Origin of the sequence: Streptomyces alboflavus, from assembly GCF_000716675.1 — a bacterium.
Taxonomy (GTDB): domain Bacteria; phylum Actinomycetota; class Actinomycetes; order Streptomycetales; family Streptomycetaceae; genus Streptomyces; species Streptomyces alboflavus.
This window is the reverse complement of the sequence record NZ_JNXT01000037.1, coordinates 12,288-27,403: the sequence shown is the minus strand read 5'-3', so window position 1 is coordinate 27,403 and position 15,116 is coordinate 12,288. Positions and strand designations below refer to the sequence as shown.

Here is a 15,116-nt window from a genome sequence, read left to right as displayed (position 1 = left end):
AGAACAGGGGAGCGGGGACCGTGGCAGACATCGGGAAACGGACCGGGCAGGCGGCAGCCGCCGGGAACCAGGGCGCGGCGGCCGAGCCGCAGCCCCGCAGCGTACGAGTGGTGATCTTCGCCCTGATGGTCGCGATCCTGCTCGCGATGCTGGACAACATGATCGTGGCGCCCGCGATGCCGACGATCGTCGGCGACCTGGGCGGCCTGGAACACCTGTCGTGGGTGGTGACCGCGTACACCCTCGCGACTGCCGCCTCCACCCCGATCTGGGGCAAGATCGGCGACATGTACGGGCGCAAGGGCGCCTTCCTCTCCTCCATAGTGATCTTCCTGATCGGCTCCGCGCTCAGCGGACTCGCCCAGGACATGGGGCAGCTCATCGGCTTCCGGGCGGTCCAGGGGCTCGGCGCGGGCGGACTGATGGTCGGCGTCATGGCGATCATCGGAGAGCTGGTGCCGCCGCGGGAGCGCGGCAAGTACATGGGCATGATGACCGGCGTGATGGCGGTCGCCATGATCGGCGGACCGCTCGTCGGCGGCACCCTCACCGACCACCTCGGCTGGCGCTGGGCCTTCTACATCAACCTGCCGCTCGGCATCGTCGCCCTCTTCATGGTCAGCGCCGTCCTGCACCTGCCGAAGAAGCGCGCCCAGGGCCGCATCGACTACCTCGGCGCCGTGCTGCTCACCATCGGCATCACCTCGTTCGTCCTGGTCACCACGTGGGGCGGTACGGAGTACGCCTGGGGCTCGGCCGTGATCATGGAGCTGATCGGGCTCGGCGTCGCCGCCCTCGTCGGCTTCTGGTTCGTCCAGCAGAAGGCCGCGGAGCCGATCATGCCGCTGCACATCTTCCGCAGCCGCAACCTCTCCCTGATGTCCGTGATCGGCTTCCTCACCGGCTTCGTGATGTTCGGCGCGATGCTCTTCCTGCCGCTCTACCAGCAGGCGGTGCAGGGCGCCTCGGCCACCAACTCCGGTCTGCTCCTGATGCCGATGCTGCTCGCGATGATGGCGGTCTCCATGGCCGCCGGGCGGTTCACCACGGCCACCGGCAAGTACAAGGTGTTCCCGATCGCGGGCAGCGCCCTGATGGCCGTCGGGCTCTTCATGCTGGCGCAGATGGACACCGACACCTCGCGCGTCACGACCGGGATCTACATGGCCGTGCTCGGCGCCGGCATGGGCTGCCTGATGCAGATCACCATGCTGGTCGCGCAGAACAGCGTCGAGATGAAGGACATGGGCGTCGCCTCGTCCTCGGCCACGCTGTTCCGCACCCTCGGCTCGTCCTTCGGCGTCGCGATCATGGGCGCCCTGTTCAACAACCGCGTCCAGGACGAGATGGCGAAGGCCGGGGGCGGCGGCGTCGCCAAGGTCACCGAGCACTCCGCCCAGCTGGACGCGGCCAGCCTCGCCAAGCTGCCCGAGGCGGCGCGCGACGCCTACCAGCACGCGGTGTCCGCCGGTACGCACGTGGCGTTCCTGCTCGCCGCCGCGATGGCCGTGGGCGCGCTGATCGCGGCGTTCTTCGTGAAGGAGACGCCGCTGCGGGGCGCCGCCCCCGCGGACAAGAAGCCGGCCGGTGACGCGGACGGGGACTCCGCGCGCGGCGAGCGGGAGAAGACGGTGGCAGAGGCCGTCTGACCCGCTGGTCCGCCCGGCCCCACGGCCCCCCGGCACTTCGGTGCCGGGGGGCCGTTGTCAGTGGCCCGTGCCAGCATCGAGGGTGTGGAGAGACTGCGCAGGCTCCGCCTCGCGAAGGACACGATGGACCGCGACTGGGCCGACCCCGCCCTCGACCTGACCGCGGTCGCCGCCCACGCGGGCTACTCGCGCTATCACTTCCTGCGCGCCTTCAAGGAGGCGTACGGGGAGACGCCCGGGCAGTATCTGTCGCGCCGCCGCATCGAGCGGGCCGAGGACATGCTCCGCTCGGCCGACCTGTCCGTGACGGACATCTGCATGCTGGTCGGCTTCACCAGCGTCGGCACGTTCTCGTCGACCTTCAAGCGCCAGACGGGCCTCACCCCGAGCGAGTACCGCAGCAAGCACGTGGGGCGCGGCGCCGCGCTGATCCCCGGGTGCTGGGCGCTGCTGTGGGCCGGGGGGTTCCCGGCGCGGGCGGGGCTCGACGGGACGGGGACGGAGGCCGACGGAGAGCGCAATTCTTGAGAAGCGGAGCGCCGGGCCCGCTGCCTACGGTGGCCGGGCAAGCACGAAAGACCCCTCATCAGGAGCACACCATGATCAAGGGACTCGCCATTTCCACCGTCTGGGTCCTCGACCAGGACCGGGCCAAGGAGTTCTACACGGAGAAGCTCGGCCTGGAGGTCCGTACCGACATGACGCTCGGCGAGGGCGGCATGCGCTTCCTCACCGTCGGCGCCAAGGACCAGCCCGAGCTGATGCTGGCCCTGATGGTGCCGGGCGGCGCGGGCATGGACGCCGAGTCGGCCGAGGCCATGCGCAAGCTGGTCACCAAGGGCGTCCTCGGCGGCGGCGCGCTGCGCACGGACGACGTCCACGGGGACTACGAAAAGCTGAAGGCGCGCGGCGTGGAGTTCCTCCAGGAGCCGCAGGAGCGCCCCTACGGAGTGGAGGCGATCTTCCGCGACGACTCCGGCAACTGGTTCTCGTTCACCCAGGAGCGCGAGGGCGAGCTGGACCTGGACAAGGACTGGGGCTGCTGAGCGCTCCGCCGGGAGTCCGGTCTGTCGGCTGCGGGTGCGTCGTGGCTGGTCGCGCAGTTCCCCGCGCCCCTTCGGGGCGCGGCTACTTCTGCCACTTCGCGGGCTTCTCCGGCAGCTGCAGCATCGGATAGCTCCCGGTGTTCGTCGGCGCGTGCTCCGGCAGCCACAGGACCGCCACCGCCCCCTCGGCGGCCTCCTCCGGCGAGGCCCCCGGCGGCCGGATGTTGCGGAAGGTCAGGCGGGCGCCGAGCACCCGCGCCTGACCGGCCGCGATCGTCAGGCCCAGGCCGTGCCCCCGCCCCGCGCGGTCCGCGGAGCCGGTGCGGAAGCGGGACGGGCCTTCGGCGAGCAGCGCCTCGGGGAAGCCGGGGCCGTGGTCGCGCACCCGGACCACCCGGCCCTCGACGCTGACCTCGATGGGCGGCTTGCCGTGCTTGGCGGCGTTGGCGACGAGGTTGCCGAGGATGCGCTCCAGGCGGCGCGGGTCGGTGGTGACCTCCGACTCGTGCACGATCGTCACCCGCACGTCGTGGCTGAGCAGCGCCATGCGGCGGCTGACGAACTCGCCGAGCGTGATGTCCTGCAGCTCGGCCCGCTCGGACGCGGAGTCGAGGCGGGCCACTTCCAGGACGTCCTCGACGAGTGTGCGCATGGCCTGCGCCCGGTCCTTGACCAGTTCGGTCGGCCGGCCCGGCGGCAGCAGCTCGGCGGCGGTGAGCAGTCCGGTCACGGGGGTGCGCAGCTCGTGCGCGATGTCGGCGGTGACCCGGCGCTCGGCCTCCAGGCGCTGCTTGAGGGCGTCGGCCATGGCGTCCACGGCCTCGGCGAGGTCGTCGGTCTCGTCGCGCACGTGCCCGCCGATGGCGTCCCGTACGGACACGTCGGTGTTGCCCTGGGCGACCTCGCCCGCGGCCGTCGCCGCCTTGCGCAGGCGCCGGGCCATCTGGCCGCCGATGAGCACGCCGAGGGCGCAGCCGCCGAAGACGACCGCGATGGAGCCGATGACGAGGGCCTGGTCGAGGTCCTTCATGATCGTGGTGTTGCGGTCGGCGAAGCGGCTGTGCACCGACAGGACGTGGCCGTCGCTGAGCGGCACGGCGCCCCAGATGTCGGGCACGCCGTCGCCGTGCTCCTGCACGAAGGTGGCGCGGCGGCCGGTGAGGACCTTCTGCCGCAGTTCCTTCGGGAGCTGCGGGTCGTCGATCTTGGTGCCGTAGATGGCACTGGTGGTGCGGCGCGCCTCGTAGTTGCGCTGGGCGATCTGGACGCGCTCGTCCTGGAGGTCGCGGGCGTTGTCGAGCATCGACACCCAGGCGGCGTTGTGCACGACCAGGCTCAGCGCCACCGCGACGAGCGCGCCGACCAGGCCGATGGCGGCGGCGATCTTCCAGCGCACACCGGTGCGCAGCCGGGCGCCGACCAGCGTCCGCAGCCGCTCCGACCACGGCAGATCCCGCGGGTCCCGCGGACCCCGCGCCCCGCCGCCCGGCCGCTGCCGCTGGAGCCCCCGCAACCGCCCCCGAAGCCCCCGCAACCGCCCCCGAAGCCCCCGCAGCCGCGCCTGCAGCCCCTCACCGGACGCGGACCGCGCCCCGTTCATGCCCCTGCCCATGGCAGACCCCTGTGTCCCCCCACGCCGCGAGCTCACGCCTTGAGCTTGTATCCGAACCCGCGGACCGTCTCGATGCGGTCCTGCCCCACCTTCGTCCGCAGCCGCTGCACATGCACGTCGACGACGCGCGTGTCGCCGCCCCAGCCGTAGTCCCAGACCCGCTCAAGGAGCTTGTCGCGGGACAGCACGGTGCCGGGCGCGGAGGAGAACTCCAGGAGCAGCCGCATCTCCGTCGGCGTGAGCGCGACGGGCTCGCCGCCCCGGCGCACCTCCATGCCCTCGGTGTCGATCTCCAGGTCGCCGAAGCTCAGCACGCCGCCGTCGGGGCTCTGGTCCTGCTCGGCGGCGGGCGCGGCCGAGCCGGGGCCGCTGGCGTGCCCGAAGCGCCTGAGGACGGCGCGGATGCGGGCCACCAGGACGGCGCCGTCGAACGGCTTGGTCACGTAGTCGTCGGCGCCGGCCTCCAGGCCGAGGACGACGTCGATGGAGTCGGCCCGCGCCGACAGCATGATCACCGGCACCGTCGACTCGTCCCGGATGCGGCGGCAGAGGCTGACGCCGTCGAGGCCCGGCACCATCACGTCGAGCAGGGCGATGTCGGGCCGGTTCGTCCGGAACGCCTCTAGGCCCGACAGGCCGTCGGGCATGGCGGTGACCTCGAAGCCGTCGCGCTCCAGGGCGAGCTGCGTGGCCTCGCGGATGACGTCGTCGTCCTCGACGAACAGGACATGGGTGTGTTCTGCCATCGGGTGCTCTCAGTTCCGGTCTCGGTTCGGGGGCGGTCGGAGGTCGGTCGGCGGTCGGTCGGAGGTCGGTCGGTCGGGGTCGGCCCGGGTGGGACGGGCGGCGGTCAGGGCAGGTGCGCGTCAGTCCGACGACGGATCGGTCGTATCGCCGTCCGCCGTGGTGCTGTAGTTGTTGCGGGTGCGGTCCTGCTCGGTGAAGCGGCTCGTCGACCAGCGGTAGGTGATGATCTCTTCTCCCGTCGGGTCCGCCACCGAGCCGTCCTTGCCGAACATCTGCTTGCTGACGACCAGGTCGCCGCGGTCGATCTCGGCGTACACGGGCGGCTGCTCGTCGGCGAAGACATTCTCGTACCTCTTGCCTTCGGGGCGATACACGTAACTGCCGATGCCGACCCTGTCACCGCAGGTCAGGACGTTCACGACGACGTCGTCCGACGCTGCTCCGGTCAGGTTGCCGTAGGCGACGTCCACCGGATACTCGTCGGCGGCGCACGGCTTCAGGTCCCGCTTGACGGCCAGGCTGACCTTCGGGTCGTCCTTCACGAGCTGGACCGCGTCGACGCTCTTGGGGGCCGGCGAGGGGGAGGCCGACGGCGTGGTGGACGGCACGGCGCCGACGTGGGCCGGGCCCTCGTCACGGGTGCCGGAGCCGCCCGTGGAGCAGCCGGTGACGGCGAGCAAAAGGCCGAGGGCGGCGAGCACGGCCACTGCCGTACTCCCCGCCTTCCACTTCTCGGTGGCCCGGCCCGCTGGTCCGGTCCGGGCACTCAGGCCGCGCAACGCTCCCGCTCCTCACGTTCGAACATCCGCGCAGCAGGCCCTGCCGACTCGTCGGCGGCGCGGCTCTCCAGCTCCTGACGGAGCCGGGCGAGCGCGCGGTGCAGCGTGCTCTTGACCGTGCCGGCCGACATGCCGAGCGCGGCGGCCGTCTCCTCGGTGGACATCTGCTCCCAGTGTCGCAGCACCACGACGCTGCGCTGCTTGGGGGCGAGCACCTTCATGATGTCCATCAGGAGGGCGCGGTCCGCGTGCTGCTCCGTGGAGTCGTCGACGCAGGCGTCCGGCAGCTGCTCGGTGGGCACCTCTTCGAGCTTGCGGGCACGCCACCACTCGGTGCGCGTGTTGATCATGACGCGGCGCAGGTAGGCGTCCGCGAGTCGCTTGTCGGCTATGCCGTCCCAGCGGCCGTAGGTCCGTACGAGCGCCGTCTGCAGCAGGTCCTGGGCGTCGACCGGGTCCGGGACGAGCCGTCGGGCGCTGCGCAGCAGGGCGTCCTGCCGAGTGCGGACGTACTCTTCGAACTCGAGCACCTCGCCGTGCGCCATACCCAACCGCCTCCGATCCCGTTCATCCCCGGCTGCCCCCGGTCGATTCCCGGGTGCCTCTCGACCGCTGATCCCTTGCCTGTGCGGTACGGGTAAGAAGTTACGGAGGGCGTGTCACGGCGTTGTGCGGAGCAGCCAGCGACGGACGCACGGCTGTACGTAGGTTGTGTAACAGAAGTAGGCCGGACGTAAATCGGCAGGTGAGTGTGGGCGTGGATGCCCTTTTTGCACTGCTTCCTCATCGGCTCCGCCGCTGTTTCGTGTCAGCGGGCTGTGATGTGAAGGCCGGGCCCCGCGGATGTCAGGTCAGCGGCAGCCGGTAGTACCCGTCCGGCAGCGGCTCCACCAGACCGTCGGAGACCAGGCCGTCCAGCGCCCTGGCCCGCTGCACCGGCTCGTCCCACACCCGGTCGAGCGCGGACTGCGGCACCGGCGACACGGCCTCGCGCAGCACCGCGAGGAGCTTGCCGCGGACCTGGCGGTCGGTGCCCGCGTACGTCTGGCCGCGGCGGGCGGGCCCCTCGTGCGCGGGCTTCCCGGCCGCCAGCCAGGCGCACTGCGCGGCCAGCGGGCAACGCGCGCAGTTCTCGTTCTTGGCGCTGCACACCAGCGCGCCCAGCTCCATGGAGGCCGCCGCCCAGCGGGACGCGGTGCGCTCGTCCTCGGGCAGCAGCGCGCGGGCCAGCTTGCGCTCGGCGGCGGTGGTGGCGTTCGGCGGGTACTGCACGCCGGTCACGGCGCGCGCGAAGACCCGCCGCACGTTGGTGTCGAGCACGGCGTGCCGCTGCCCGTACGCGAACGACGCGACGGCCGCCGCGGTGTACTCGCCGATGCCGGGCAGCGCGAGCAGCTGTGCGTGCTGTGCCGGTACGTCGCCGCCGTGCCGCTCCGTTATGGCGACGGCCGCCCCGTGCAGGCGCAGCGCCCGCCGCGGATACCCGAGCCGGCCCCAGGCGCGCACGGCCTCACCGGGTGCCTCCTTGGCGAGGTCGGCGGGGCGCGGCCAGCGGGCGAGCCACTGCTCGTACACGGGAAGCACCCGGCTCACCGGCGTCTGCTGCAGCATGAACTCGCTGACCATCACGCCCCAGGGCCCGGCGTCCTCCCGCCGCCACGGCAGATCACGCGCGTTGGCCTCGAACCAGGCGATGACGGGGGAGTGGAACTGCTCGTCCAGCGAACGGGCGTCGGCAGTGCCGGCGGCGACGAGATCGGCGGCGAGTGCGGTCGGCATGCCGACGATCCTGCCATGGTGGCGGTGAGGGACGCGCCAACGGCGCGGGTCGGCTCCCGCCAGGGTCGCGGGGTACGGCACGGCTGTGCCCCGTCAGGGGCGCGGGAACGGCGCGGCTGTGCCCCGTCAGGGGCGCGGGGAACTGCGCGGCCAGCCACAAGAAAGCCGCAGACGCGTCTGCTCGTATCGCGGCAGACGCGTCTGCGGCTTTTCTGTGGCTGAGCGCGCAGTTCCCCGCGCCCCTGACGGGGCGGGCCCCGCCGGGCAACACGTACCGTCGAGGGAGTGAAGAGCCCCCGCACGATGGACGTCGCCCTCTGGGCGGCCCTCGCCGTGCCCGCGGTGAGCGCCGACGCGATCGGCCTGAACGAACCCCGCCCCCTGTGGGCCCAGTTCGCGGGCCTCGCGGTCCTCGCCGTGGCCACGGCGACCTGGCGCGCCCGCCCGGCCACCGCCTTCCTCCTCGCCGCCGCCCTCGGCCTGACCGCCCCCGCCCTGTTCTCCGTGTCGTACGGCCCCGCCCTCGCCGTGCTCGCGCTGCTGCTCGGCAGGCACGGCATCCGCGCCCGCCCGGCGCTGCTCGCCTTCGCGGCGGTCTGGGCGGCGGGCACGGTCAGGATCCTGGTCCGGGACGTGGACCCGGTCGTGGAGTGGCTGGTGCTCATGGGCACGCTGCTGTTCGGCGTGGTCTTCCCCTGGCTCGCGGGCCGCTACTGGCGCCAGGGCCGGGCCCTCGCCGCGGCGGGCTGGGAGCGCGCCGACCAGCTGGAGCGCGAGCAGCGCATCGTCGCCGACCGGGCCCGGCTGCGCGAACGCGCCCGCATCGCCCAGGACATGCACGACTCCCTCGGCCACGAGCTGAGCCTGATCGCGGTCCGCGCGGGCGCCCTCCAGGTGGCCGCCGACCTCCCCGCACACCACCGGGCCGCCGCGTCCGACCTGCGCGAGGCCGCCGCGACGGCCACCGACCGGCTGCGCGAGATCATCGGCGTGCTCCGGGACGAGGGCGACGAGAGCGCCCCGCTGGCCCCGCCCGGCGAGACGGTGGCGCAACTCGTCGCGCGGGCAGCGGAGTCGGGCCTTCCGGTGCGGTACGAGGACGACGGCACCGATGCGTCCGACGGCGCCGGACGCATCGCGTACCGCGTGGTCCAGGAGGCCCTGACCAACGCCGCGAAGTACGCCCCGGGCGCCCCGGTCACCGTCACGGCGACCGGCACCGGCAGCACCACGACGATCGAGGTCAGCAACGGCCCGCCCCCGCACGGCGACGCACCCCGTCCCGCCCCGCCGGACGGCGGCTCCGGCCTGGCCGACCTGCGGGCCCGGGTCGCGGCGGGCGGCGGCACGCTGACGGCCGGGCCGCGGGGCGGCGGGTTCCGCGTCACGGCGAGGCTGCCGGCGGCCGGAGCGCCCCGCCCCGCCGCACCCGAGCCGACGCTCCCGCCCCCGGGCTCCGTCCTGGCCCACGCCCGCCGCCGCACCGCCCTCACCTTCGGCGCCGCCGTCGCCATCGGAACCGTGCTCGTCGCGGGCGCGTTCACCTGGTACGCGTACACGAAGACGCACTCCGTCCTGCGGCCCGCCGACTACGCGGCCCTGCGCGTGGGCCAGCCGCGGTCCGAGGTCGCCGCCGTGCTGCCGGACCGCAGCGTCACGGACCCGCCGGTGGAGCGCGCGCCGACCCCGCCGCCCCCGGGCGCGGACTGCCGCTACTACCGCTCCAGCGGGGAGCTCTTCACCTCCCTCACGCACTTCAGACTCTGCTTCGACGACGGAAGGCTGGTGGACAAGACAGTGATCCCCAAGGCGGGCGCGGACCGGAGCATGGGCCGGGAGGCGGCGTGGGCGCGGTGATCCGGGTGCTGCTCGCGGACGATGAGGCGATGATCCGCGCGGGCGTGGGCGCCATCCTCGCGGCGGGCACCGACATCGAGGTGGTCGCGGAGGCCGCCGACGGCCGCGAGGCGGTCGACCTCGCCCGCGCGCACCGCCCCGACGTGGCGCTCCTGGACATCCGCATGCCGCGCCTCGACGGCCTGGCGGCGGCGGAGGAGATCGTGCGGACCCTGCCGGACACGGCGGTCGCCATGCTCACGACGTTCTCCGAGGACGCGTACGTGGCACGGGCGCTCGGCGGCGGCGCCACCGGGTTCCTGCTGAAGTCCGGCGACCCGCACGAACTCATCGCGGGCGTACGGGCGGTGGCGGGCGGCGCCGCGTTCCTCTCGCCGCGGGTGGCGCGGCAGGTCATCGACGGCTTCGGCGCCCGCCGCCTGGCGCGCGGGGCCGAGGCGCGCGCCCGGGTCGCGCTCCTGACGCCCCGCGAGCGCGAAGTGCTCGGCCTGGTCGGCGCGGGCCTGTCCAACCCGGAGATCGCCGCACGCCTCCACCTGGTCGAGGGCACCGTCAAGGCCTACGTCAGCGCGGTCCTCGACCGCCTGGAGGTCAAGAACCGCGTCCGCGCGGCGGTCGTCGCGTACGAGGCGGGCCTGGTGGCGGACGACGGCGCGGGGGAGCCGACGCCGGGGTGAGGCCGCCCAACTCCCGCTTCAGGAGCGGGGGTCGGGGTCCTGGGGCCGGTACTGCTGCTGGTGGCCGTAGGGGTCCTGGCCTTGGTACGAGCCCTGCCCCTGGTACGCGTCCTGTCCCTGATACGGGTCCTGTCCTTGGTACGCGCCTTGCCCCTGGTGGGAGCCCTGCCCCTGGTACGCCTGCTGCCCCTGATAGGCGTTCTGCCCTTGGTACTGGCCCTGGTACGGATCCTGGTGCGCGCCCTGGTGCGCCCCTTGGTGCGCGTCCTGGTGGCGGCGCAGCGTCATCGTCTGCTCCTGGGGCTGCTCGGCGCGCGCGGGCCGGTACGGCAACGAGTTCTCGTACGGCCCGGCCTGCGACGGCACGTACTGCCCGGTCGCCGCGGCCGGAGCGGTCGCCGGGCCCGTGCCCTCGCCCGCGAACCACCTGACCACGCCGGTCCGCGACCCCCGCATCGTCTCCGTGATCCGCGTCACGGGCCGGGTGGCGAACTTCACCGCGAGGAACACCACGACCGCGCCGAGGACCAGGCCGACGGCCACGTCGTGCGGGTAGTGCACGCCCACGAACACCCGCGAGAACGCCATGAGCACCGCCATCGGCAGGGTCAGGGCGGCGATCCGGGGCCAGGCGAGGGCGAGGCCCACGGCGGCGGCGCCCGCGATCGTCGAGTGGTTGCTCGGGAACGACCAGTCGCCGTGCGGCGGGCACTCCACGAGCGGCTTGAGCGCCCCGGACACCGCCCGGCACGGCCGCTCCTCCTCGATGAAGGACTTCACGGTCTCACTGATGACGTACGCCAGCGCCGTGCCGAGCGGCGCGAGGACCGCCACCGCGACGGCCCGCGGGTCCCCGCGCCGCGCCCGCCACCAGGCCACGACGAAGAGGACGCCGAAGAGCAGCAGCCCGAGCTCCGTCCACACCTCCGCGAGGTGCTGCACCCACGAAGGGGTGTCGTGGGCGAATTCGGTGACGTCTAGGTAGAGGCCGGAAGAATCCATGGTGTCCATGATTCCGGACCGTACGCAGTGGTCCGGCACCGTCACATCCGGCGATGGGCGCATCGTGGACCTGACGAAAGTCAGGGGTGGGTGCCGTGACGGGGCACCGGGGCGGCGCCGAGGGGCCGCCGCGAGCGCGTCGAGGAGCGCCCCGGGGACCGTTCCGGGGCCTTCGGGCGGGCCTGTCCGGGATGATGATCCGCAAAAGTTGTGGCCTGAGGCGGCGGGTGGGGCAGGACAACGCCCGGTTCTCTCGTAAGGTTTGGGCGTGGGATCTCTGCGCAATCCGATCGGGCCGCTTCCCTCCTCCATCTACTGGCGTCGGAGGGCCGTCCTGCTGTCCGTCGTCGGACTCCTCTTGCTCCTTGTCGTATGGGCCCTAGCCTCGGGCGGAGGCGGCGGGGACAACGGCGCTGACGGTCCGTCGGGCAACGGCCCCGCCACGTCCATCACGCCCGGGCCCTCCGGATCCGGGCCCGCGATCAGCGAACACCCGGGCGGCCGGGACGAGTCGGAGGGCGGCGAGGACGGCGGGGGCGACGGCTCCGGCGACTCCGACGGCTCCGGTGACGCGAAGGGCTCCGGTGGCTCGGGCTCCGGCGGCGACTCCGCGGGCGGCTCGGGCGGCTCGGGCGGCTCCGGCGGCTCGGGCGACGCGAAGGGCGGCGGCGGGTCGGGCGCGCGGCTCCCTGCCGGGTCCTCCCTCGCCAACTGCACGCCCGGCGCGGTCGAGTTGAAGCTGCGCAGCGTACGGAACTCGTACACGCCCGGGCAGAAGCCGAAGCTGGAGCTGACCGCCGTCAACAGCGGCGGCAAGGCCTGCAAGGTCGACCTCGGCGGCAAGGGCACCGTAGTGACGATCACCCTGTCCGGGGCGGGCGACGCGATGTGGTCGTCGAACGACTGCCCCGGTGCCGCGGCGACCCTGCTGTTCAAGGTGCCCGCGAACGGCCATGTGACGCACACCCTGGAGTGGGACCGCAAGGCCAGCGCCCCGCAGTGCGCGACGCCTCCCGCGGGCGGCGCGAAGGCGGGCACGTACCTGGTGGAGGCGCGGGCGGCGGGCCTGGGCAGCGACCAGGCGTCGTTCGTGCTGACGAAGGACTAGGGGCTGTACGGGGGCGGGGGTCTCCCCGGCACCGGCCCCGGCCACCGAGGCCGGGGCGCCCGGGTCCCGCGCGGCTGACGTACCGAGCCGACAGACCGCCGCCAACCGAGCCGGACGGCTACACGTACCGCTCGAGGATCGACGACTCCGCCAGCCGCGAGAGCCCCTCGCGGACACTGCGCGCCCGCGCCTCCCCGACCCCGTCCACCGTCTGGAGGTCGTCCACGCTCGCGGCGAGCAGCTTCTGCAGGCCGCCGAAGTGCTCGACGAGGCGGTCGATGATGGCGCCGGGCAGCCGGGGCACCTTCGCGAGCAGCCGGAAGCCACGCGGCGACACCGCGGAGTCCAGGGTCTCCGGGGAGCCCGTGTACCCCAACGCCCGGGCCACCGTGGGCAGTTCGAGCAGCTCGGCGTGCGTGAGGGAGTCCAGCTCGGCGAGCGCCTCGTCCACGGTGCGCGAGCGCTTGGCGGTGGGCTCCGGTACGTAGTCACGGACGACCAGCTCGCGCTCGGGCTCGACGCCCGCGATCAACTCGTCCAGCTGGAGGGTCAGGAGGCGGCCGTCCGTGCCCAGCTCGACCACGTACTCGGCGATCTCCTTGGCGATGCGCCGCACCATCTCCAGGCGCTGGGCGACCGCGGTGACGTCCCGGACCGTCACCAGGTCCTCGATCTCCAGGGCGGAGAGCGTGCCCGCGACCTCGTCGAGGCGGAGCTTGTACCGCTCCAGGGTGGCGAGGGCCTGGTTGGCACGTGACAGGATCGCCGCCGAGTCCTCCAGGACGCGGCGCTGGCCGTCCACGTAGAGCGCGATCAGGCGCATCGACTGCGAGACCGACACGACGGGGAAGCCGACCTGCTTGCTGACCCGGTCCGCCGTGCGGTGCCGGGTGCCCGTCTCCTCCGTGGGGATGGTCGGGTCCGGGACCAACTGCACGCCCGCGCGCAGGATCTTCGTGATGTCCTTGTCGAGCACGATGCCGCCGTCGAGCTTGCACAGCTCACGCAGGCGCGTGGCCGTGAACTCGACGTCGAGGACGAAGCCGCCCGTGCACATCGACTCGACGGTCTTGTCCGAGCCGAGCACGATGAGCCCGCCCGTGTTGCCTCTGAGGATCCGCTCCAGGCCGTCGCGCAGGGCCGTGCCCGGCGCGACCGCGCTCAGGGAGGCGCGCATCAGCCCGTCGGCACCGGAGCCTCCACCGGGCTTGCCGGGAACCGCTGCCCGGTCGTTGGCTGCCACTGCACTCCTCCGGTCGCAGGTTGTCCAAGCCCTCCCCCACACGCCTCGATACGCCTTGCTTCGTACGGATGGGCGAGACCAGGGCAAAGTCTACCGGCGGACTTCGTCCTGGCGTGGGGCCTCTTGACGACGCGATCTCGGAAGGACGCGCAGCGCGTCGCCCATGTCGGCGACTTCGGTGACCTTCATACCGGGCGGGACCTTGCCCGGGTCGGCGGGCACGAGCGCGTGGGTGAAGCCCAGGCGGTGGGCCTCGGCCAGTCTGCGCTGCACGCCGGTGACCCGTCTGACCTCGCCCGCGAGACCCACCTCGCCGATCGCGACGAGGTTCTTCGGCAGCGGAGTGTCGCTCGCGGCGCTGGCCAGGGCGAGCGCCACGGCGAGGTCGGCGGCGGGCTCCGACAGCTTCACGCCGCCGACCGTGGCGCTGTAGATGTCGCGCTTGCCGAGGGCGCTGATGCGGCCGCGCTGCTCCAGGACCGCCAGCATCATCGAGACCCGGGACGTCTCCAGGCCGGACGTGGTGCGGCGCGGCGAGGGGATCTGGGAGTCGACGGTGAGCGCCTGCACCTCGGCGACCAGGGGGCGGCGGCCCTCCAGCGTCACCGTCAGGCAGGTGCCGGGGACCGGCTCGTCGCGGCGGGTCAGGAACAGCCCGGAGGGGTCGGCGAGGCCCGTGATGCCCTCGTCGTGCAGCTCGAAGCAGCCGACCTCGTCCGTCGTCCCGTACCGGTTCTTCACGCCGCGGACGAGCCGGAGGCGGGCGTGCCGGTCGCCCTCGAAGTGCAGGACCACGTCGACCAGGTGCTCCAGGAGGCGCGGGCCCGCGATGGCGCCGTCCTTGGTGACGTGGCCGACCAGGAGCGTGGACATGCCGCGCTCCTTGGACGCGCGGATCAGGGCGCCCGCGACCTCACGGACCTGCGCCATGCCGCCGGGCGCGCCGTCGATCTCCGGCGAGGCGACCGTCTGCACCGAGTCCAGGATCAGGAGCGAGGGCTTGACGGCGTCCAAGTGACCGAGGACGGCGGCCAGATCGGTCTCCGCGGCCAGGTACAGGTGGTCCGCGATGGCGCTGATGCGGTCGGCGCGCAGCCGGACCTGGCTGGCCGACTCCTCGCCGGTGACATAGAGCGTGCGGTGGTCGTCCGTGGCCGCCTTCGCCGCGACGTCGAGCAGGAGCGTGGACTTGCCGACGCCCGGCTCGCCCGCGAGCAGCACCACGGCGCCCGGCACCAGGCCACCGCCGAGGACGCGGTCCAGCTCGGGCACGCCGGTGGAGCGGGCGGTGGCGCGGCGGACGTCGACCTCGCCGATGGGCACCGCGGAGGACGTGACCCGGCCGGGGGCCGTCGTGCGCACCGCGGGCGCGCCGTACTCCTCGACCGTCCCCCACGCCTGGCACTCGGGGCAGCGGCCGAGCCACTTGGCCGTCTGCCAGCCGCACTCGGTGCAGCGGTAGGACGGCCGGTCCTTACTGGATTTCGTACGGGCAGCCATGCACGAACCGTAGCCGCCACCACCGACAACCCGGGCAGCGCCGGGGGACCGGTCCGTGGGCGCCCCCTGACCCGCCGAGTCCCTCCTTCTCGAACGGGCAACGGAATCATGGCTTCC

Annotated in this window: 13 protein-coding genes and 1 pseudogene; 6 read left to right on the top strand and 8 right to left on the bottom strand. The window is 73.2% G+C overall.

From position 1 onward, the window contains the following. Nucleotides 1-29 precede the first annotated feature (29 nt). From OO63_RS25420 to OO63_RS25410, 3 genes are all read left to right on the top strand, one after another. The gene (locus OO63_RS25420; protein ID WP_106983452.1) at nucleotides 30-1,649 is read left to right on the top strand and encodes an MDR family MFS transporter; all 1,620 of its coding nucleotides are present in this window, start codon (nucleotides 30-32) and stop codon (nucleotides 1,647-1,649) included. A gap of 60 nt (nucleotides 1,650-1,709) precedes the next feature. Next, entirely contained in the window at nucleotides 1,710-2,177 is a 468-nt protein-coding gene (locus OO63_RS25415; protein WP_030361013.1) for a helix-turn-helix transcriptional regulator, read from the top strand. Between the two features lie 71 nt (nucleotides 2,178-2,248). Continuing rightward, the gene (locus OO63_RS25410) at nucleotides 2,249-2,695 is read left to right on the top strand and encodes a VOC family protein (protein ID WP_030361012.1); all 447 of its coding nucleotides are present in this window, start codon (nucleotides 2,249-2,251) and stop codon (nucleotides 2,693-2,695) included. A gap of 82 nt (nucleotides 2,696-2,777) precedes the next feature. On the opposite strand, the gene cseC is transcribed toward OO63_RS25410, so the two are convergent. The 5 genes from cseC to OO63_RS25385 all read right to left on the bottom strand — a co-directional run bounded on the left by cseC (nucleotide 2,778) and on the right by OO63_RS25385 (nucleotide 7,612). Beyond that, nucleotides 2,778-4,307, bottom strand: a complete 1,530-nt coding sequence (cseC, locus tag OO63_RS25405) for a two-component system sensor histidine kinase CseC (protein ID WP_234311328.1) — start codon at nucleotides 4,305-4,307, stop codon at nucleotides 2,778-2,780. Nucleotides 4,308-4,339: 32 nt separating this feature from the next. Beyond that, the gene (cseB, locus tag OO63_RS25400) at nucleotides 4,340-5,053 is read right to left on the bottom strand and encodes a two-component system response regulator CseB (protein ID WP_030361010.1); all 714 of its coding nucleotides are present in this window, start codon (nucleotides 5,051-5,053) and stop codon (nucleotides 4,340-4,342) included. A 120-nt stretch (nucleotides 5,054-5,173) separates the two neighbouring features. Next, on the bottom strand, nucleotides 5,174-5,833 hold the full coding sequence (locus tag OO63_RS25395) for a hypothetical protein (RefSeq protein ID WP_030361009.1): 660 nt from the start codon (nucleotides 5,831-5,833) through the stop codon (nucleotides 5,174-5,176). After that, nucleotides 5,821-6,378: a SigE family RNA polymerase sigma factor gene (locus OO63_RS25390; RefSeq protein ID WP_030361008.1), complete on the bottom strand. Its 558-nt coding sequence runs from the start codon at nucleotides 6,376-6,378 to the stop codon at nucleotides 5,821-5,823. Before OO63_RS25390 ends, OO63_RS25395 begins: the two co-directional genes overlap by 13 nt. Nucleotides 6,379-6,679: 301 nt before the next feature. Continuing rightward, complete coding sequence (locus OO63_RS25385; RefSeq protein WP_030361007.1) at nucleotides 6,680-7,612, bottom strand: HhH-GPD family protein; 933 nt, start codon at nucleotides 7,610-7,612, stop codon at nucleotides 6,680-6,682. Between the two features lie 285 nt (nucleotides 7,613-7,897). Between OO63_RS25385 and OO63_RS25380 the strand changes: the two genes are divergently transcribed. Beyond that, the gene (locus OO63_RS25380; protein ID WP_234311327.1) at nucleotides 7,898-9,469 is read left to right on the top strand and encodes a sensor histidine kinase; all 1,572 of its coding nucleotides are present in this window, start codon (nucleotides 7,898-7,900) and stop codon (nucleotides 9,467-9,469) included. Then, nucleotides 9,466-10,146: a response regulator transcription factor gene (locus tag OO63_RS25375; protein WP_030361005.1), complete on the top strand. Its 681-nt coding sequence runs from the start codon at nucleotides 9,466-9,468 to the stop codon at nucleotides 10,144-10,146. The genes OO63_RS25380 and OO63_RS25375 overlap by 4 nt, the downstream gene beginning before the upstream one ends. Before the next feature lie 408 nt (nucleotides 10,147-10,554). Here OO63_RS25375 and OO63_RS25370 read toward each other — a convergent pair. Beyond that, nucleotides 10,555-11,157: pseudogene (locus tag OO63_RS25370) on the bottom strand (phosphatase PAP2 family protein); the annotation flags it as partial. A gap of 259 nt (nucleotides 11,158-11,416) precedes the next feature. On the opposite strand from OO63_RS25370, the gene OO63_RS25365 reads away from it, so the two are divergent. Next, complete coding sequence (locus tag OO63_RS25365; protein WP_030361003.1) at nucleotides 11,417-12,256, top strand: hypothetical protein; 840 nt, start codon at nucleotides 11,417-11,419, stop codon at nucleotides 12,254-12,256. A 118-nt stretch (nucleotides 12,257-12,374) separates the two neighbouring features. Here OO63_RS25365 and disA read toward each other — a convergent pair whose 3' ends face one another. Together disA and radA are read right to left on the bottom strand one after the other, a co-directional pair. Then, entirely contained in the window at nucleotides 12,375-13,499 is a 1,125-nt protein-coding gene (gene disA, locus OO63_RS25360; protein ID WP_030361002.1) for a DNA integrity scanning diadenylate cyclase DisA, read from the bottom strand. A 90-nt stretch (nucleotides 13,500-13,589) separates the two neighbouring features. Next, a complete protein-coding gene (gene radA, locus OO63_RS25355; protein WP_030361001.1) occupies nucleotides 13,590-14,999 on the bottom strand; it encodes a DNA repair protein RadA in 1,410 nt (469 codons plus the stop codon). Nucleotides 15,000-15,116 lie beyond the last annotated feature (117 nt).